19 protein-coding genes, 1 tRNA gene and 1 riboswitch are annotated in these 17,705 nt (G+C 57.6%); of the genes, 15 read left to right on the forward strand and 5 right to left on the reverse strand.

The features are described from left to right. Positions 1-5: 5 nt before the first annotated feature. On the reverse strand, positions 6-731 hold the full coding sequence (minC, locus tag EL199_RS04320) for a septum site-determining protein MinC (RefSeq protein WP_004139084.1): 726 nt from the start codon (positions 729-731) through the stop codon (positions 6-8). A 75-nt stretch (positions 732-806) separates the two neighbouring features. On the opposite strand from minC, the gene argE reads away from it, so the two are divergent. Beyond that, a complete protein-coding gene (gene argE, locus EL199_RS04325) occupies positions 807-1,943 on the forward strand; it encodes an acetylornithine deacetylase (RefSeq protein ID WP_040354392.1) in 1,137 nt (378 codons plus the stop codon). Between the two features lie 135 nt (positions 1,944-2,078). Further along, positions 2,079-3,017, forward strand: coding sequence for a glucokinase (locus EL199_RS04330; protein WP_004139088.1), 939 nt, complete (start codon positions 2,079-2,081; stop codon positions 3,015-3,017). A 47-nt stretch (positions 3,018-3,064) separates the two neighbouring features. Here the strand turns inward: EL199_RS04330 and EL199_RS04335 are convergent, their stop codons facing one another. From EL199_RS04335 to dapD, 4 genes are all read right to left on the reverse strand, one after another. Further along, the gene (locus EL199_RS04335; RefSeq protein ID WP_004139090.1) at positions 3,065-3,745 is read right to left on the reverse strand and encodes a 7-cyano-7-deazaguanine/7-aminomethyl-7-deazaguanine transporter; all 681 of its coding nucleotides are present in this window, start codon (positions 3,743-3,745) and stop codon (positions 3,065-3,067) included. A gap of 11 nt (positions 3,746-3,756) precedes the next feature. Further along, on the reverse strand, positions 3,757-4,218 hold the full coding sequence (gene queF / locus EL199_RS04340; RefSeq protein WP_004139092.1) for a preQ(1) synthase: 462 nt from the start codon (positions 4,216-4,218) through the stop codon (positions 3,757-3,759). A gap of 2 nt (positions 4,219-4,220) precedes the next feature. Continuing rightward, positions 4,221-4,265: riboswitch (PreQ1 riboswitch) on the reverse strand. A 51-nt stretch (positions 4,266-4,316) separates the two neighbouring features. After that, entirely contained in the window at positions 4,317-5,393 is a 1,077-nt protein-coding gene (locus tag EL199_RS04345) for an AAA family ATPase (protein ID WP_004139094.1), read from the reverse strand. A gap of 112 nt (positions 5,394-5,505) precedes the next feature. Next, a complete protein-coding gene (gene dapD, locus EL199_RS04350) occupies positions 5,506-6,321 on the reverse strand; it encodes a 2,3,4,5-tetrahydropyridine-2,6-dicarboxylate N-succinyltransferase (protein ID WP_004139096.1) in 816 nt (271 codons plus the stop codon). Between the two features lie 132 nt (positions 6,322-6,453). Here dapD and nhaA point away from each other — a divergent pair, with 132 nt between their 5' ends. The 13 genes from nhaA (at position 6,454) to nqrM (ending at position 17,576) form a co-directional block, all read left to right on the forward strand. Continuing rightward, positions 6,454-7,830: a Na+/H+ antiporter NhaA gene (gene nhaA, locus EL199_RS04355; RefSeq protein WP_004139098.1), complete on the forward strand. Its 1,377-nt coding sequence runs from the start codon at positions 6,454-6,456 to the stop codon at positions 7,828-7,830. Next, positions 7,827-9,173: a phosphoglucosamine mutase gene (gene glmM / locus EL199_RS04360; protein ID WP_004139100.1), complete on the forward strand. Its 1,347-nt coding sequence runs from the start codon at positions 7,827-7,829 to the stop codon at positions 9,171-9,173. The genes nhaA and glmM overlap by 4 nt, the downstream gene beginning before the upstream one ends. Positions 9,174-9,175: 2 nt before the next feature. After that, on the forward strand, positions 9,176-9,901 hold the full coding sequence (tpiA, locus tag EL199_RS04365; protein WP_004139103.1) for a triose-phosphate isomerase: 726 nt from the start codon (positions 9,176-9,178) through the stop codon (positions 9,899-9,901). Beyond that, positions 9,898-10,278 (forward strand): preprotein translocase subunit SecG, encoded by a 381-nt coding sequence (gene secG / locus EL199_RS04370; RefSeq protein WP_004139104.1) that lies wholly within the window; start codon positions 9,898-9,900, stop codon positions 10,276-10,278. Before tpiA ends, secG begins: the two co-directional genes overlap by 4 nt. Before the next feature lie 30 nt (positions 10,279-10,308). Then, positions 10,309-10,393: transfer RNA gene (locus EL199_RS04375), tRNA-Leu, on the forward strand. Positions 10,394-10,433: 40 nt separating this feature from the next. After that, positions 10,434-11,777, forward strand: a complete 1,344-nt coding sequence (locus EL199_RS04380) for a Na(+)-translocating NADH-quinone reductase subunit A (protein WP_004139106.1) — start codon at positions 10,434-10,436, stop codon at positions 11,775-11,777. 2 nt (positions 11,778-11,779) lie between these two features. Then, positions 11,780-12,928 carry an NADH:ubiquinone reductase (Na(+)-transporting) subunit B gene (locus EL199_RS04385; RefSeq protein WP_004139108.1) on the forward strand — a complete coding sequence of 383 codons (1,149 nt, stop codon included), beginning with the start codon at positions 11,780-11,782 and terminating at the stop codon, positions 12,926-12,928. Then, positions 12,921-13,763, forward strand: a complete 843-nt coding sequence (locus EL199_RS04390) for a Na(+)-translocating NADH-quinone reductase subunit C (protein ID WP_004139110.1) — start codon at positions 12,921-12,923, stop codon at positions 13,761-13,763. Before EL199_RS04385 ends, EL199_RS04390 begins: the two co-directional genes overlap by 8 nt. A 6-nt stretch (positions 13,764-13,769) precedes the next feature. Further along, positions 13,770-14,453: an NADH:ubiquinone reductase (Na(+)-transporting) subunit D gene (locus EL199_RS04395; RefSeq protein ID WP_004139112.1), complete on the forward strand. Its 684-nt coding sequence runs from the start codon at positions 13,770-13,772 to the stop codon at positions 14,451-14,453. A 12-nt stretch (positions 14,454-14,465) separates the two neighbouring features. Further along, the gene (gene nqrE, locus EL199_RS04400; RefSeq protein ID WP_004139114.1) at positions 14,466-15,077 is read left to right on the forward strand and encodes an NADH:ubiquinone reductase (Na(+)-transporting) subunit E; all 612 of its coding nucleotides are present in this window, start codon (positions 14,466-14,468) and stop codon (positions 15,075-15,077) included. Between the two features lie 12 nt (positions 15,078-15,089). Further along, positions 15,090-16,307, forward strand: a complete 1,218-nt coding sequence (gene nqrF, locus EL199_RS04405) for an NADH:ubiquinone reductase (Na(+)-transporting) subunit F (protein WP_004139116.1) — start codon at positions 15,090-15,092, stop codon at positions 16,305-16,307. Between the two features lies 1 nt (position 16,308). After that, positions 16,309-17,361, forward strand: coding sequence for an FAD:protein FMN transferase (locus EL199_RS04410; protein ID WP_232008341.1), 1,053 nt, complete (start codon positions 16,309-16,311; stop codon positions 17,359-17,361). Further along, complete coding sequence (gene nqrM, locus EL199_RS04415) at positions 17,358-17,576, forward strand: (Na+)-NQR maturation NqrM (protein ID WP_004139121.1); 219 nt, start codon at positions 17,358-17,360, stop codon at positions 17,574-17,576. The genes EL199_RS04410 and nqrM overlap by 4 nt, the downstream gene beginning before the upstream one ends. Positions 17,577-17,705 lie beyond the last annotated feature (129 nt).

A 17,705-nucleotide genomic window follows, 5' to 3' on the forward strand; every position in this document is an offset into this window, starting at 1 on the left:
GCGCATTATACCGTTACTATTTGCATGCTTTCATCGGGATTCAGGCTGATGAAGGCGTTTTTGCGCACCGGGCTGGTTTGCAATTGCTCTTTGTCCTGATAGAAACCGGCGATGGAGACGAGTTCGGCATCGAGTTCGTAGCAGTAGATGTGGGCGGCGATGTTGTCCTGTCCGCCAGCGAAGGCGCGGCCGCGCAGGGCGCCGTAAACGGTGATGTTGCCGTCGGCGTAAATTTCCGCGCCGGGGCTGACGGTGCCGATGACGACCAGGTCGCCGCCTTTGGCCATGATGCGCTGGCCGGAGCGGATGTTGTGGCGGATGAGTTTGGTCGGCGCTGCCTTGACGGCAGGCGCGGCGGGCGGCGGTGGCGGCGGGACGGCTTCGCTTTTTTCGGCGGCGACGGTTTTCGTTTTGTTGTCGGCGCTGATGGTGACTTCTGCCAGTCCGGCCGCGATGAGCGCGCTGCGCTCTACGGGCGCACCGCAAACGCCGACCAGCGGTAACTGGTGCCGTTCAAAAATGCGTTTCAGCGTTTTCAGCCATTTGGAATCGGGCTTGAAATCTTGCAGCGCGGAAAGATCGGCGACCAGCGGTTGCGTCGTGAAAAAATCGGGGGGGACTTGCGCGATTTTGGCGCTCAGGCTTTCATCAATCTGCGCGGTGTCGGTATCTTGCAGCAGGACGGCGGTTACGCTGACGCTGCGTCCTTTAAAAGGAAGGGGATCGCTCATGTTTCGCTGACAATTCGTTGAAAAAGCGGCATGATAAAGTTTTCATTCAGGGCGCTCAAGGCGCAGGAGACAGAGATGACGGAAATCCGCGAGAGACTGGCGCGGCTGGTAGCGTTTCCCAGCGTATCAGGCAGCGACATGGGCGCGATGCTGGATTGGCTGACGGCAGAAGTCGCGCCATATGCCAGCCTGTGCCAGCGTCTGCCCGCAACCGCTCACTGCGCTGAAGCCTTGCTGGTGCGCATCGGCGAGGGCGAGGGCGGCCTGGTACTCGCCGGACATCTGGACGTTGTTCCCGTCGCCGGACAGCCGTGGACGGGCGAGCCGTTTACCCTGCGCGAAGCGGACGGGCGCTACTACGGTCGCGGTGTTTGCGACATGAAAGGCTTTTTCGCCTGCGCCCTCGCGCTCCTGCCGCAACTGTCGCCGTTACGCGCGCCGCTGTGGTTGGCGATTAGCTGCGACGAAGAGATCGGCTGTCTTTCCGCTCCGCGTCTCGCCCGCGCCTTGCGCGAGCACGGTGCGGACGGCGCTTATGTCTGGGTTGGCGAACCGACGCTGCTACAACCGGTCGTCGCGCAAAAAGGTATCACCAACCTGCGTACTGTCGTGCATGGCCGCGCCGCGCACAGCAGCCAGGTGGGGCAGGGCGCTTCTGCCATTCATGCGGCGGCGCGCCTTGTCGCGGCCATTGAAGACGTGATGCGCGAGCTGCAAGACGAAGGGCAGCTTGACCCGCATTTTGACGTGCAGCACGCCTCGCTGCACGTCGGCAAAATCACCGGCGGCAGCGCGATAAATATCGTCGCCGACCGCTGCCAGTTCGACTGGGAAATCCGCCATCTGCCGCACGAAACCTTCGACGCCCTCCGCGCCCGCGTGGCCGCCCGTGAACGCGCGCTGGAAGCGCAATACCCCGGCCTGCGCATCGAAACCACACCGACCACCGCCACCGTCGCTGCCCTGCAAGACGCGGATAACGCCGACTGGCTGGCGCTGCTCGGCGCGCACCTGCCGGATGCGGCGCGACAATACGTCGCCTACGCCACCGAAGCGGGCGCCTACCAGCAGGCGGGAATGCAGACGCTTATCTGCGGCCCCGGCAGCATCCGTCAGGCGCATCAGGCCGATGAATGGATTGAGACGGCGCAGTTGTCGCAATGCGCGCGCGTCATGCAGGCGGTCATCGCCGCGCGTTGTGGCGGTGCATAGGCGAAAAAAAACCGCTTCGTGAGAAGCGGCAAACATTTCAGGTACATATAATAGATTAGAATCGCCGCATTATACACAAAGATAAAGCGGAAATGACGGAATTTTTACACAAAATTCAACAACCCGGAGGTATCCATGCCAAGCCTGAACCTGCTCGCCGATATTGGCGGCACCAACGCCCGCTTCGCCCTGAGCGACGGCACGCGGCTGTTCGCCATCCAGACCCTGCCCACCGCCGACTACCCCACGCTGCAAGACGCCATCCGCGCTTACCTGCAAGCGCAGGGTGAGACGGTCGCGCAGGCGGCGATTGCCATCGCCAACCCCGTCACCGGCGACCACATCCAGATGACCAACCACCATTGGCGTTTCTCCATCGCCGCCATGCAGCACGAACTGCGGCTGGAAAAACTGCGCGTCATCAACGATTTCACCGCGCAGGCGCTTGCCATCCCGCGCCTGACCGCTACCGAAAAACGCGCTGTGCGCGCGGGAGAAGCGGTTGCGGGCACGCCCATCGCCGTGCTTGGCCCCGGCACGGGTCTCGGCGTATCCGGCCTCATTCCGAACGGCGACCGCTGGATAGCGCTTGCCAGCGAAGGCGGGCATGTCAGCTTCGCGCCGCGCGACGACGCCGAACTTGCCATTTGGCAATACGCGCGCATCCAGTACGGCCACGTCTCCGCCGAGCGCCTCATCAACGGCGCCGGCCTCTCGCTTATCGACAGCGCGCTCGCCAACGCGGAAAACGACGTCAGCAACCGCTCGCCCGCCGAAATCACTGCCGCCGCGCTGGCGGGCGAAGCGCGGGCGCGGGCGGTGCTGGATCACTTCAGCGCCTTCCTCGCCACTGTCGCCGCCGACCTCGTCCTGACCCTGGGCGCGCGCGGCGGCGTGTACCTTTGCGGCGGCATCCTGCCGCGTGTCGCCGACTACTTCATCAACCAAAGCCCGTTCAACGCGCGCTTTACCGACAAAGGCCGCTTTGCCGCCTACCTCGATGCCGTGCCGGTGTGGCTGGTGACCGCGGAAAACCCCGGTTTGCTTGGCGCGGCAGAAGCGTTACAGGGTTGAGCAGCAAGCCATCAATAAAAAAAGCCACCTGTGCGGTGGCTTTTTCTTTATGCGGCATTGACTGGCGCAGGCTGTTCGCCGTCGGGCAAAGTGGTCAGCCGTTTCGTCAAATAGCGCAGCAGGACGCCATAAGCGGGCAGGAAGAAAAGACCGCTGGCGGTAATCTTCCAGGCGTAATCGGTCATCGCTAATTGCTGCCAATGCTCCGCCATAAAGGGATCGGGGCTTTGATAAAAGGCGATAGAGAAAAAGAGAATGGTGTCGATGATATTGCCGAGCACGGTGGAAGCACTCGGCGCGACCCACCATTTCGCATTCTGGCGCAGATAATTGAATACCGTAATATCGAGTAATTGCCCGACCAAATAGGCGATGAAACTGGCGAGCGCAATGCGCGCGACAAAAATATCGAGCGGCCATACCCCGCCAAAGCCGACAAAATGCCCGTCCTGGAACATCACGGAAATCAAATAAGACAGCAACAGCGCCGGAATCATCACGCAGAAAATAATCTTGCGTGCGAGAGACGCGCCAAAAATGCGCACGGTGAGGTCAGTCGTCAAGAAAATAAAAGGGAAAGAAAACGCGCCCCAAGTGGTATGCAATTCGCCAATCTGGAAAGGGATTTGTACGAGAATATTACTGGCGGCAATGACGAAAGTGTGCCAGAAAACGAGCCAAACGAGCGCCTTGCGCCGTTCGGCGGCGGTGAAATGAAAAGTTTGCATGAGCGGATTCCTTAGCGGTGGTGGAGGCGGTCGGCAGCGCGGGTTTCATAAACCGTACCAGGGCGGCCATAAACGGCGAGCGGATGAATGGCAATGCCGCCGCGCGGGGTAAATTCGCCGAAGACTTCAATATATTTCGGCTGCATCAGGCGAATTAAATCTTTCATGATGATATTGACGCAATCTTCATGAAAGTCGCCGTGATTGCGAAAGCTGAACAGATAGAGCTTGAGCGATTTACTCTCCACCAGTTTGCCATCGGGAATATAGGCGATGCGGATGGTGGCAAAATCCGGCTGGCCGGTAATCGGGCAGATGCTGGTAAATTCCGGGCAAACGAGGGAAACGAGATAGTCGTTGTCGGGATGCTTGTTGGGGAACGCCTCGAGTATTTCGGGCGCGTAAGTGTGCGGCACGGCCGCATTGTGATTGCCGAGCAGGGAAATACCTGCGGGCGCTTCGGGTTTTGTCATGGGATTTCCTAGTTTTTTATTGTGGGAGGTTTGCGAACCACAGGGGCGCGGATTCTACCGGCGCACCGAATTTTGTCAATGATTGAGCGGGGATAGCGTCAGAAGTTCTCTTTAATCCAGCCTTTGAGGTCAGGGTGGTTGAATGCCCATTGGCTGGCGGCATCGCGCGTAATCAGGTCGGCGCGCTCCAGGCGGCGCATGGCCGCTTGCATCTGGCTGGTGCTGAGTGCGTCAATCCCCATTTCGCGGGCAAGCTGCTCGCGGGTTTCTTGTTTGTAGGGGCTGAATTCGCCGTGGGCAAGGTGTTTAAGGATTTGCTGGTCGAGCGCTTTCAGTTCGCGCCAGGTGTCGCTGTAATCGGTGTCGTCATATAAATGGGCGAGGCGCAGGGCGGCGGCTTCTTCCAGCGACAGGGCGGGATTGATGATCATGTCCTGCACGATGGTGCGGGCGTGCATCGGGATGTATTCCAGTCGCTCAAACCAGCGGTAGAACGCGGGTTTGTCGATATCCTGCCCGGTGCGGTCGCGGTAGATGTCGGCGAGGAAATCGGTGAATTCCTGCCCCATTTTCGGAAAATCAATCGGATGCGAGAACTGAAAGAACGGTGCCTTGTTGTCGTTGAACATTTGCCGCAAGCCGTTGGTGCTGGAGCCGGTGAAGATGGTCTTGACGCGCGTTTTGTTCATGTCCAAGCCGGTGCGCAGCGAGCGGATGAGCGGCGCCGTGCCGTCAATGCGCGCCAGTTCCTGGATTTCGTCCAAGAGCAGCAACACGGGCTGTTTGCCCTGCGCCAACACGCTGATGATTTCGCTGACGCTGATGTGTTCGGTCGCTTGCTGGCGGTTGATGCTGGTGCCGAGGATGTCGATACTTTCAATGCTTGCCAGCCATTTTTTCAGCTTGCTGCTGGCGCTGCGGTTATCGGCGAATTCGAGCAGGCTTTGCTGGAAGCGCAGCTCCGGATGGCTGTTGGTATCCATGAAACTGAAGTAGAACACGTCAATGTGTTGCGCTTCGGCGGCGGGGCGGATGTCATTCAGCAAGAATTGGGTCTTGCCCATGCGGCGCGGGGCGAACAGGGTCAAGGTGTTGACGATGCCATCTGCCAGCAGGTTAATCAGGTGTTCTGCATGGCGGGCGCGCGGGAAGTAAAGCGGATCGTTCGGGGTCATGTCGTCTCCAGAAGGGGGCGGCATTATATGGAATTAGCCACGGTCTGTCTAATTAGACAAACTGTGACTAATTTTAGCTAATCCTTGTTTTTCAGCGTGTTATCAAAAGGGATTAGCTGCGCAGCAGTTCGTTGATTCCCGTTTTGCTGCGTGTTTTTTCATCGACCTGTTTGATGATGACGGCGCAGTAGAGGCTGTGGCTGCCATCCGCCGCGGGCAGGTTGCCGGGGACGACGACTGAACCGGCGGGAACGCGGCCGTACGTGATTTCGCCGGTCATGCGGTTGTAGATTTTGGTGGACTGGCCGATGAAGACACCCATCGAGATGACCGAGCCTTTTTCGACGATGACGCCTTCGACGATTTCGGAGCGCGCGCCGATGAAGCAGTTGTCTTCGATGATAGTCGGGCTGGCTTGCAGTGGTTCCAGCACGCCGCCGATGCCGACGCCGCCGGAGAGGTGGACGTTTTTGCCGATTTGCGCGCAGGAGCCTACAGTAACCCAGGTATCGACCATCGTGCCTTCATCAACGTAGGCGCCGATATTGACGTAGGACGGCATCAGCACCGCGCCGCGGCCGATGTAGCTGCCGCGCCGCGCAACCGCTGGCGGGACGACGCGCACGCCTTCTGCCTGGAAGCGGGCGAGGTCGTGGTTGGCAAAGCGGCTTTCGACCTTGTCAAAGTAGCGGGTGTAGCCGTGTTCTACGGGGACGTTGTCATGCACGCGGAAGGAGAGCAGTACGGCTTTTTTCAGCCATTCGTTCACTTGCCAGCCGTTCGCAGTCGGTTCGGCGACGCGCATCGTGCCGCGTTCCAGCGCATCCAGCGCTTCGTTGATGGCGGTGAGCAGGGCAGGGGAGGCGTTGGCAGGGGTGATGTCGGCGCGACGCTCAAAGGCGTCTTCGATGGTTTGTTGCAGGTTCATGGTCGTTCCTTTCGTGATGTGTGGGCGGCGCATTATATAGGTATCTCTGCGGCAATGCGGCGCGCGGGCGTTTGTCGCCATCGTGGCTGAAATAGTATTATTGCCCGCCACTTTGTTTGGGGCAGTCCATAAATGTACAAGTCTTTTCAACGCAAGGCGTATCAGCGCGAGAACGCCAATTCCTGGGAGCGCCTGTTCGGCAAGTTGTTGACGCCGATTGAGGCTTTCACCCGCAACAGCTCTGCCAGCGGGATTCTTTTGATTGTGTGCACGCTGGCGGCACTCATCATCGCCAATTCGCCGTGGAGCGACGGTTATCATCATTTGTTGCACCAGCCGTTGGCGGTGAGTCTCGGTGACTACAAGATTGAAATGTCGCTGCATCATTGGGTCAATGACGGCCTGATGGCGCTGTTTTTTTATCTGGTCGGGCTGGAAATCAAGCACGAGGTGATGGTCGGCGAGTTGTCGTCGCTTAGTCAGGCAGCGTTGCCGATTATCGCCGCCATCGGCGGCATGATCGTCCCGGCGCTGGTTTATGGTGCGATTAACGCCGGTGGCGCGGGCAGCGCCGGCTGGGGTATTCCGATGGCGACCGATATCGCCTTTGCCATTGCCGTGCTGATTCTGCTCGGCGACCGCATTCCGGCGGGACTGGTGACGATTCTGGTGGCGCTCGCCATTGTCGATGACCTCGGCGCGGTGGTGGTGATTGCGCTTTTTTATACGGAGACGATTCAGGTGGGGCCGCTTCTCGCCGCGCTCGGCTGTTTCGCGCTGCAACTGGCGTTGAACCGCTTTGGCGTGCGCAAGCCCTGGCCGTATTTGACCATCGCGCTGGTGATGTGGACGCTGATGTTGTTTTCCGGCGTGCATGCGACCATCGCCGGAGTGCTGGGCGCGTTGGCCACACCGGTGCGCACCCTGTATAACCCGGAGGAATTCAGCCGCGAAGCACGCAAACTCTTGGACAAGTTCGATATTTACCGCCGCCGCGAACATAATTTTCTGGAATCGGAACGACTGGTCGGCGTGCTGCACACGCTGAACTACGGCATCAATCAGGCGCAGGCGCCGCTGCAACGGCTGGAGCACAGCCTGCACGACCCGGTGTATTTCCTCATCATCCCGCTGTTTGCCTTCTTCAATGCGGGTGTGATGATTAACGCCGCGTCCATCGGCAGCCTGGTGTCGCATCCGGTGTCGATTGGCGTTGCCCTGGGGCTGCTGATTGGCAAGTTCGTCGGCGTCTTCGGCGCCGTCTGGCTGAGCGTGCGCCTCGGCATCGGCAAACTGCCCACAGGCGTGAATTTCCGCCACGTTTGCGGCATGGGAATACTCGCCGGCATCGGCTTCACCATGTCCATTTTTATTTCCGAGCTCGCGTTCAAAGGCGAGGATTTATTGCTGAATAATGCTAAAATTGCCATTCTTGCAGCATCAATCATTGCCAGCCTGGCGGGCTATGCTTGGCTGCGCGCGGGCAGTAACGGAGACGAACATTCATGAGCGAGACAGGGCGAAAATATTTCGGCACGGACGGCGTGCGGGGCAAAGTTGGCGTAGCGCCAATGACGCCCGATTTCGTCATGCATCTCGGTTGGGCCATCGGCAAAATGCTGAGCGACAGCGGCTTTGCCGGCGATAAAGTCATCATCGGCAAAGACACGCGCATCTCCGGTTACATGCTGGAAAACGCCATCGCCGCCGGACTTTCCGCCGCGGGTATGGATGCCCATCTGCTCGGCGTCATGCCGACCCCCGGCATCGCCTACTTCACCCGCACCTTCCATGCGGCCGCGGGAATCGTTGTCAGCGCCTCGCATAACGTCTATAGCGACAACGGCATCAAAGTATTCGCGCGCGGCGGCATCAAACTGCCCGACGCCGCCGAACAGGAAATCGAGCGCTACCTCGAACTGCCGATGAAAGTCGTCGAATCGGCGCAACTGGGCAAACTGTACCGCATCCCCGAAGCGCGCGGCCGTTACATCGAATTCTGCAAAAACGCGGTCATGCTCGGGCTGCCGTTCGAGCGCCTGAAAATCGTGGTGGACTGCGCCAACGGCGCGACTTACCCGATAGCGCCGGAAGTTTTTCGCGAACTGGGCGCGCAAGTCATCGTCATGAACGCTGAGCCGAACGGCTGCAACATCAACGCGGGCGCAGGTTCAACCGCGCCGGAATCCTTGCAGCGTCGCGTGCGCGACGAGCAGGCTGATGCCGGTATCGCTTTCGACGGCGATGGCGACCGCGTGGTGATGGTTGACCGCAACGGGCGACTGCGCGACGGCGATGCCATCCTCTACATCATCGCCAAATACCGCGCCTTCAAAGGCGAACAACTGAACAACATCGTCGGCACCAAAATGACCAACCTCGGACTGGAACGGGCGCTCAATAACATGGGCATCGTCCTGCACCGTACCGACGTTGGCGACCGCTACGTGCTCGAATGCATGCAAGAAATTAACGCACGCGTCGGGGGGGAAAACTCCGGACACATTATCTGTCTGGACCGCAACTCCACCGGCGACGGCATTATCGCCGCGCTGCAAGTGCTGGCGGCCATGCTGGAAATGGAACAACCCCTGCACCAGTTGGTCGCTGACCTGCAAATGGCGGTGCAAGTGATGAAAAACGTCGAAGTCGCCGACAAAACAGTGGTAAACAAAACCGCCGTGCAGCAAGCGCTGCAAGAAGCGACACAAAAACTGGGAGATGCCGGACGCATTCTGCTTCGTCCGTCCGGTACCGAACCGAAAATCCGCGTAATGGCGGAAGGTCATGACGAAGCGCGACTGCATGCCATCGTTGACGAACTGGCAGCAGTCATATCCCGGGAGGAATAACAATGCGTAAACCGATTGCTGCGGCAAACTGGAAAATGAACGGCGACTTCGCTCTGGTCGAAGCCTTCGCCAAACACGCTTGGCCGCAAGGCAACGTTGAAAAAATCTTTGGCCTGCCTGCGATTTACATCAGCAAGGCGCACGAACTGGGGCTGGAAATACTGGCGGGCGAAGACGTCAGTGCGCACGCCTCTGGCGCGCATACCGGTGAAATCTCCGCCGCGATGCTGAAAGAAGCAGGCGCACGCTATGCCATCATCGGCCACTCCGAACGCCGCACCGATCACGGCGAAAACGAAGCGCTCTTGATTGAAAAATGGAAACAACTCAAAGCGCAAGGGCTGAAAGTCATCTACTGCATCGGCGAATCCCTGCAAGAATATGATGCCGGACAATGCGACGCCGCCGTACTGCGCCAAATGAATCCCGTACTGGAAGCGGGGCTGGTTGATGCGGATACCGTCATCGCCTACGAACCCGTCTGGGCGATTGGCACCGGCAAGGCCGCAACCGCTGCTTACGCACAAGAAGTTCACGGCAAAATCCGCGCCTTGCTGCGTGACAAAGCCGCAGGCGTTGCTGATAAAGTTCGTATCCTTTACGGAGGCTCCGTCAAACCGGACAACGCTGCCGAACTCTTCGCCGGTGAAGACATTGACGGCTTCCTTGTTGGTGGCGCTTCGCTGCAAGCTGACACATTCGACAAAATCGTTGGAGCAATGGCATGACCATTACCCTTGTTCAAGTCATTTTTATCATCGCCGCACTCGCACTCTGCGCCCTGATCCTGTTGCAACAGCCGAAAAGCGGCGGTGGCATGGGCGCATTGAGTGGCGGTGCGTCCAGTACTGTTTTCGGGGCGCGTGGCGCAGGATCCTTCCTGTATAAAACCACGCGCTTTCTGGCAGGCATCTTTTTCGTAGGTGCCTTGCTGTTGGGTTATCTGCAAAACAAAGATGCGGCCAATCATGGCAATAGCAGCATTTTGAGCAATACCCAATTGGAAACACAAAAGCAGGAATCCGCGCTTGACATCCCTCCCGTCAGTGTAGATAATGCGCGCCCTGCTGAAAATACCGATGTTCCTGCACCTGCTCAAAAATAATTTGGGCGGTTGCTGAAACAAAATAGAACAGCCGACGTGGTGGAATTGGTAGACACGCTATCTTGAGGGGGTAGTGGCGTAAGCTGTGCGAGTTCGAGTCTCGCCGTCGGCACCAATAAAAATAAAGACGCAGTCTGAGGTAAGGTATTGTTAGCATGATATCCATAAAGAAAGGTTTAGACCTTCCCATCTCCGGCGCCATTACCGACGCCATTATTCATGACATTGCCCCCCAACATCCTGTCGCAATCCTCGGTGAGGATTATCAGGGCCTGAAGCCTACCATGCTGGTGGCAGAAGGCGATAAAGTTACTCTGGGGCAGCCGTTATTTGAAGATAAAAAAAATCCCGGCGTTTTGATTTGCGCGCCTGTCTCTGGCGTCGTTGAAAAAATTGTGCGTGGTGAAAAGCGGCGTTTACTGTCTGTCATTATCCGTCCTGAATCTAAAGAGTCCGTCGTTTTTGAATCTTTTGGCGATGATGCCGCGGAAAAACTGTCGCGCGAAGAAATCGTCAAGCGATTGGTAAGTTGCGGCTTGTGGGCAAGTTTCCGTACCCGTCCTTTTAGTAAAATTCCGCCCATTGACGCTGTGCCTTATGCCATCTTCGTCAATGCCATGGATAGCAATCCGCTGGCACTTGATCCGGCCATTGCCATGCAAGGACGCGACGAAGATTTGCTGACCGGTCTTGCCATTATGCAGGCGCTTTCTGGCGGACAAGTTCATCTTTGCTGCCGTCAGGAAACATCCATCCCGACGCACCATCTGAACCGCGTAGAAATTCACCGTTTTGGCGGCGTACATCCTGCCGGTCTGGTCGGTACCCATATCCATTTCATTGAGCCCGTTGGGGCGAACAAAATCGTCTGGCATTTGAACGTGCAGGATTTGCTTGCTATCGGCAAATTCTTCCGTAGCGGTATTCTTGATAACCAGCGTTTGATTGCCGTTGCCGGTCCCGGCGTGAAAAATCCGCGCATCGTGCGTGCTACCCGGGGTACGGCTATGGCGGACCTTCTCGCTGACAATCTGCAAGACGGCGAGCAGCGGGTGATTTCCGGCTCGGCGCTTTCCGGGCGACAGGCGCATGAAGACACCGCCTATCTCGGTGCCTACGACCAGCAGGTCACGGTACTACCGGAAGGACGCGAAGCTTATTTCCTCGGATTTATGCGTCCCGGTGTTGGCTGGTTCTCGAAAACTAATGCCTATATCGGCAAATTCCTCAAAGGTCCGTTCCAGTTCAATACTTCCCTGCGTGGTTCTCCGCGTCCCATCGTGCCGATCGGTGTGTACGAACAAGTAATGCCGCTTGATATCCTGCCGACGCCGCTGGTCAAGGCGCTCATCGTCAAGGATACCGATACGGCTGTCCAGCTCGGTGCGCTGGAGCTGGATGAAGAAGATTTGGCGTTGATGTCTTTCGTTTGCCCCGGCAAGCATGATTTCGGCGCCATTCTGCGTGAGAACCTCACCCTGATTGAGCAGGAAGGCTGATTATGGCGAAACAACACTTTTTTGAAAAAATCGCGCCGCTGTTCGAGAAGGGCGGGAAACTGGAAAAACTGTTCCCCCTCTACGAAGCGACCGCTACCTTTGTTTATTCTCCCCGTTTTGTGACGGCACGCCCGTCGCATGTCCGCGACGTCATCGACCTGAAGCGGGTGATGATTCTGGTCTGGATGGCAGTATTCCCGGCGATGTTTGCCGGCTGGTATTTCGTCGGTGCGCAAGCCGCGCAGGCGCAAGGCATGGCCGATCCGGGGCTGATTGCCAATCTCTGGTTTGGCGCCAAACTGCACCTGCCGATTTATATCGTTACCTTTGCCGTCGGCATTGCCTGGGAAGTCTTGTTCTGCATCGTGCGCAAGCACGAAGTGAGTGAAGGCTTCTTCGTGACCTCGATTCTGTTCTCGTTGACGCTGCCGCCGACCATTCCGTTGTGGCAAGTCGCCATTGGCATCAGCTTTGGCGTGGTGCTGGGCAAAGAAGTCTTTGGCGGCACCGGACGCAACTTCGTCAACCCGGCACTCGCTGCACGCGCTTTCCTGTATTTCGCCTATCCGGCGCAGATTTCCGGCGATAAAGTCTGGGTCGTTGGTCCTGACGGTTACTCTGGCGCGACAGCATTAAGCCAAGCTGCTGCAGGCGGCATGGATGCAGTGCGCGCGCATTGGAGCTGGTGGGACGCTTTCATTGGCAACCTGCCCGGCTCCATTGGTGAAGTCTCCACGTTGGCGATTCTCATCGGTGGCGCGATTATCCTCTGGGCAGGCGTTGCGTCCTGGCGGATTGTCGTTGGTGTATTTGCCGGTGCGACTGCTACCTCGCTGATGTTCAACCTCATCGGTAGCGAAACCAATCATATGTTTGCGATGCCGTTCTGGTGGCATTTCGTCCTCGGCGGTTTCGCCTTCGGTACCTTCTTTATGGCAACCGATCCGGTTACGGCTTCGGTGACCAATACCGGGCGCTACATTTTCGGTGCGCTGGTTGGTGCGATGACCATCCTCATCCGCGTCGTCAACCCGGCCTTCCCGGAAGGCATCATGCTGGCCATCCTCTTTGCCAACATCTTTGCCCATATCATTGATTATTTTGTGATGAGCGCGAATGCCAAACGTCGCAAGGTGAGAACCCATGTCTGAGAAGAAACAATCTGCTTTGAGCGTACTGAAGTTCGCCACCATCGTTTGCCTGCTCTGCTCGCTGCTGGTTTCCACCGCTGCCGTTTCGCTGCGTGGCTTCCAGAAAGAGAATGCAGATAACGAGAAGAAACTCAACATTCTGCGTGCTGCCGGACTGGCGGGGGCAGAAGAGCATCTCTCGACCCAGCAAATCAACGACAAGTTCACGCAAATCATTCCGCTGGTGGTTGATCTCGCGACCGGCAAACCGGTCAGTGACAAAAACCCGCTGACCTACGACATGTACAACGCCGCGCGTAACGAAAACGAAGGGCATGCCCTGAGCGACGATCCGGCAGGCATCAAGCGCATCGCCAAAGAAGGTGTTGCCTACGTTGTTGCTGATGGCGATCACATCTCGCGCCTGATTCTGCCGATTCAGGGTTACGGGCTGTGGTCCACCATGTACGGATTCACCGCCTTGTCATTCCAGGAAAAACATCCGGAAATCACCGGAATTACTTTCTACAAGCATGCAGAAACCCCCGGACTGGGCGCGCGCATCACCGAACCCACATGGCAGGCATTATGGGCGGGCGTCATTCCTTATGATGACAATGGCGCGCCGCAAGTTGATCTGGTGAAAGTGCGCAATCCTTCTGCGAAAAACCAGGTAGATGCCATTGCCGGTGCCACCCTGACCAGTAACGGCGTTGAGCACTTGATGAACTTCTGGCTGGGCGAACAAGGATACAAACCGTTGGTCGAGCATATCCGTAAGGGCGAGATCAGCCTGGCCGACCTGCGTGAAGCCTCGCAGGCCGCAATCGGACAAAACGGGCAAAAAACGGAGTAATAAATCATGAGCGACAAAGCATACGACTATAAAGAAATTATTCTTGGGCCGATATTTGCCAACAACCCGATTGGCTTGCAGGTACTCGGCATTTGTTCCGCGCTGGCAGTTACCGGCAGCATGAAAACGGCGTTTCTGATGAGCATTGGCCTTACCTTTGTAACCGCCTTTTCCAACCTGTTCATCAGTATGATCCGCAACAACATCCCGGGCAGCATCCGCATCATCGTGCAAATGGCGGTTGCAGCATCGGCGGTTATCGTCGTCGATCAATTGCTGAAGGCCTTTGCCTTTGAGCTCTCCAAACAGCTTTCCGTCTACGTCAGCCTCATCCTCACTAACTGTATCGTTATGGGGCGTCTGGAAGCCTATGCTATGTCCAATCCGCCGGTACCCAGCTTCCTTGACGGCCTGGGTAACGGCCTCGGTTACAGCGCCATGCTGCTCACCGTTGGCACCATCCGCGAAATCTTTGGCAAAGGAACCTGGTTTGACATCACCATCCTGCCGAGCGCTGAGCATGGCGGTTGGTATGTGCCGAACGGGCTGATGGTATTGCCGCCGAGTGCGTTCTTCGTCATCGGTCTCCTCATCTGGGCGCTGCGCACTTGGAAACCGGAGCAAAACGAAGCGCGCGACTACAGCGAAGCTGCGGCAGCCAAGCCGATTATCGTCGGTGCGAACCACTAAGGGGGCAGGAACATGGAACACTACATCAGCCTGTTCGTAAAATCGATCTTCATCGAAAACATGGCACTGTCCTTCTTCCTGGGCATGTGCACCTTCCTTGCGGTTTCGAAAAAAATCACCACCGCCGCCGGTTTGGGTACTGCGGTCATCGTTGTGCAAACCCTGACCGTACCGCTCAACAACCTGCTCTACACCTACCTGCTCAAAGAAAACGCCGTTATCTGGCAATCACTCGGCTTGGAAGTGGATATCAGCTTCCTTGGTCTCATTGCCTACATCGGCGTTATCGCGGCAGCGGTGCAAATCCTTGAGATGTTCCTCGACAAATACGTCCCCGCGCTCTATGCGGCGTTGGGTATCTTCCTGCCGCTCATCACGGTGAACTGCGCCATCCTCGCCGGCTCGCTGTTCATGGTTGAGCGGAGCTACGACTTCGGCGAATCCGTCGTTTATGGCGTGGGTAGCGGTGCCGGTTGGGCGCTGGCAATCATCGCCATGGCGGGCGTGCGCGAAAAACTGCGCTACGCCGACGTACCGAAAGGGCTGGAAGGCTTGGGCATAACCTTCATCATCGCCGGACTGATGGCGATCGGGTTCATGTCCTTTTCCGGCGTGCAGTTGTAAAGGGAGAAAAACATGGAAATATTCTATGGCGTACTGATATTCACCGGACTGGTTCTGCTGCTTTCCGCCATCATCCTGCTGGCGCGCAAATGGTTGGTACCGCTGGGTAACGTCAAAATACTGGTCAATAACGAGCGCGAGCTTGACGTGCCGATGGGCGGCAAATTGCTGAACGTCCTTGCCGAAAACGGCATCTACGTCTCCTCTGCCTGTGGTGGTGGCGGCAGCTGCGGCCAATGCACCGTCAAAGTACACGAAGGCGGCGGCGAAATCCTGCCGGTTGAGCTTAACCACATCAGCAAGCGCGAAGCGCGCGAGGGCGAGCGTCTCTCCTGCCAGGTGGCCGTCAAAAGCAACATGAAAGTTGAAGTCGATGAAGCCGTCTTCGGCGTGAAAAAATGGGAATGTACCGTCATTTCCAACGATAACAAGGCGACCTTCATCAAAGAGCTGAAACTGAAAATCCCGGACGGCGAAACCGTGCCGTTCCGCGCTGGTGGTTACATCCAAATCGAATGCCCGGCGTATAACATCAAATACAGCGACTTTGACGTCGCCCCGGAATACCGCGAAGACTGGGAAAAATACGGCCTGTTCAAACTGGAAGCACACAACGACAAACCGACGATGCGCGCCTACTCCATGGCGAACTATCCGGAAGAAAAAGGCATCATCATGCTTAACGTCCGGATTGCCACGCCGCCGCCGAAAATCCCCGAAGCCAAGCCGGGCATCATGTCCAGCTACATCTTCAACCTCAAACCGGGCGACAAAGTCACCATCTCCGGCCCCTTCGGCGAATTCTTTGCCAAAGACACCGACGCCGAAATGGTCTTCATCGGTGGCGGGGCAGGCATGGCGCCGATGCGCTCGCACATCTTCGACCAGCTCAAGCGCCTGCACAGCAAGCGGAAAATCACCTTCTGGTACGGCGCGCGCTCCAAGCGGGAAATCTTCTACCAGGAAGATTTCGACAAACTGGCGGAAGAATTCCCCAACTTCAGCTGGCACGTGGCGCTCTCCGACGCGCTGCCGGAAGACAACTGGACGGGCTACACCGGCTTCATCCACAACGTCGTTTACGAAAACCACCTGAAGAACCACCCTGCGCCGGAAGACTGCGAATATTACATGTGCGGCCCGCCGATGATGACCAAATCCGTCATCGACATGCTGCACAACCTCGGCGTGGAAGACGAAAACATCCTCCTGGATAACTTCGGAGGCTAAGGTGCGACGAATCACCGCATCACTCCGGGCGCTGTTGCTGATGGCAACAGCGCTTTTGCTTGCAGCCTGCGGCGAAAAAACAGGCGGCGAAACCAGCAAACTCACTGGCGAAACCATGGGTACCACCTGGCACGTCAGCATCGCGCAAAAACTGGACGCGCCCGCACAGGCGGCGCTCCAGCAGCGCATTGACAGCGCGCTCGAAGCGGTGAACGACAGCATGTCCACCTACCGCGAGCAGTCCGAACTGATGCGCTACAACCACAACCCGGCGACCACGCCGCAGCCTGTCAGCGATGGCCTGCGCCGCGTCATCGGTAAAGCGCTGGAAATCAGCGTACAAAGCGACGGCGTGTACGACATCACCGTCGGCCCGCTGGTAAACCTCTGGGGCTTTGGCCCGGTGAAGCGGCAGGACAAACCCAGCGATGCCGAAATCGCCGAAGCGCTGCAACACGTCGGCTACCACAAACTGCAACTGGGCGAAGCGGGACTTGCCAAAAGCGACCCGCAAATCTTCATTGACCTCTCCTCGATAGCCAAAGGCTACGGCGTGGACGTTGTCGCTGAAACCCTGCTCGATGGTGGATACACGAACTTCATCGTCGAAATCGGCGGCGAAGTGCGCGCCAGCGGCAGCAAATACGGCGCGCCGTGGCGGGTCGGCATTGAGCGCCCCGAACAGGGGCTGGCGACAGGTGAAGGCGTGGAAAACATCATCGCCATGAACGAAAAACTGCCGGCGATGGCGACCTCCGGCAACTACCGCCAGTACGCCGAACGCGGCGGCGAAATGGCCTACCACATCGTCGATCCGCGCGACGGGCGTTCGCACAGCTCGCGCCTGCTCTCTGCCACCGTCCTCGCCGCAGACTGCATGACCGCCGACGCCTACGCCACCGCGCTGATGGTTCTCGGCGACCAGAAGGCGCTGGCCTTTGCCGACAAATACAACCTCGCCGCCGAACTCATCCTTGCAGGCGACGACAAACAACCCTTCATCATCGAGCGCAGCCGCGCCTTCCGCGCGGCAGTACAGGAGGAAAAACCATGACAACCTTCATCATCGTCTTCATCATGCTGATGCTGGCCGGGGCGGCAATGGCCATCGGCGTCATCTTTGGCCGCAAGCCAATCAAGGGCAGTTGCGGTGGTCTCGGCGCCGTCGGTGTCGAACGCGCCTGCGGCTGCAAAGACGCCTGCGAAAACCAGACAAAAAACGACACTAGCGACGGCGAAAAAACACAGGCGGTGCGTTACAAACCCTGAAGTACCGCAATACGCTGACCGCGACGGCTTGGCATAAAAATTGCATTAACGACAAACACAAAGACTTCCACGCATAGCATTGCGGAAGCAAAAAAAGCAGAACTTTATGGCCGGGATTTTATCCCGGTC

It is taken from the genome of Cardiobacterium hominis (assembly GCF_900637305.1).
Classification (GTDB): Bacteria; Pseudomonadota; Gammaproteobacteria; order Cardiobacteriales; family Cardiobacteriaceae; genus Cardiobacterium; species Cardiobacterium hominis.

Coding starts and splice junctions, on each gene's coding strand:
- minC (WP_004139084.1), bottom strand. CDS start 731: ATGAGCGATCCCCTTCCTTTTAAAGGACGCAGCGTCAGCGTAACCGCC.
- EL199_RS04390 (WP_004139110.1), top strand. CDS start 12,921: ATGTCTGAGAAGAAACAATCTGCTTTGAGCGTACTGAAGTTCGCCACC.
- EL199_RS04345 (WP_004139094.1), bottom strand. CDS start 5,393: ATGACCCCGAACGATCCGCTTTACTTCCCGCGCGCCCGCCATGCAGAA.
- queF (WP_004139092.1), bottom strand. CDS start 4,218: ATGACAAAACCCGAAGCGCCCGCAGGTATTTCCCTGCTCGGCAATCAC.
- nqrF (WP_004139116.1), top strand. CDS start 15,090: ATGGAAATATTCTATGGCGTACTGATATTCACCGGACTGGTTCTGCTG.
- EL199_RS04385 (WP_004139108.1), top strand. CDS start 11,780: ATGGCGAAACAACACTTTTTTGAAAAAATCGCGCCGCTGTTCGAGAAG.
- nqrE (WP_004139114.1), top strand. CDS start 14,466: ATGGAACACTACATCAGCCTGTTCGTAAAATCGATCTTCATCGAAAAC.
- EL199_RS04395 (WP_004139112.1), top strand. CDS start 13,770: ATGAGCGACAAAGCATACGACTATAAAGAAATTATTCTTGGGCCGATA.
- EL199_RS04335 (WP_004139090.1), bottom strand. CDS start 3,745: ATGCAAACTTTTCATTTCACCGCCGCCGAACGGCGCAAGGCGCTCGTT.
- glmM (WP_004139100.1), top strand. CDS start 7,827: ATGAGCGAGACAGGGCGAAAATATTTCGGCACGGACGGCGTGCGGGGC.
- tpiA (WP_004139103.1), top strand. CDS start 9,176: ATGCGTAAACCGATTGCTGCGGCAAACTGGAAAATGAACGGCGACTTC.
- nhaA (WP_004139098.1), top strand. CDS start 6,454: ATGTACAAGTCTTTTCAACGCAAGGCGTATCAGCGCGAGAACGCCAAT.
- EL199_RS04380 (WP_004139106.1), top strand. CDS start 10,434: ATGATATCCATAAAGAAAGGTTTAGACCTTCCCATCTCCGGCGCCATT.
- dapD (WP_004139096.1), bottom strand. CDS start 6,321: ATGAACCTGCAACAAACCATCGAAGACGCCTTTGAGCGTCGCGCCGAC.
- nqrM (WP_004139121.1), top strand. CDS start 17,358: ATGACAACCTTCATCATCGTCTTCATCATGCTGATGCTGGCCGGGGCG.
- secG (WP_004139104.1), top strand. CDS start 9,898: ATGACCATTACCCTTGTTCAAGTCATTTTTATCATCGCCGCACTCGCA.
- EL199_RS04330 (WP_004139088.1), top strand. CDS start 2,079: ATGCCAAGCCTGAACCTGCTCGCCGATATTGGCGGCACCAACGCCCGC.
- argE (WP_040354392.1), top strand. CDS start 807: ATGACGGAAATCCGCGAGAGACTGGCGCGGCTGGTAGCGTTTCCCAGC.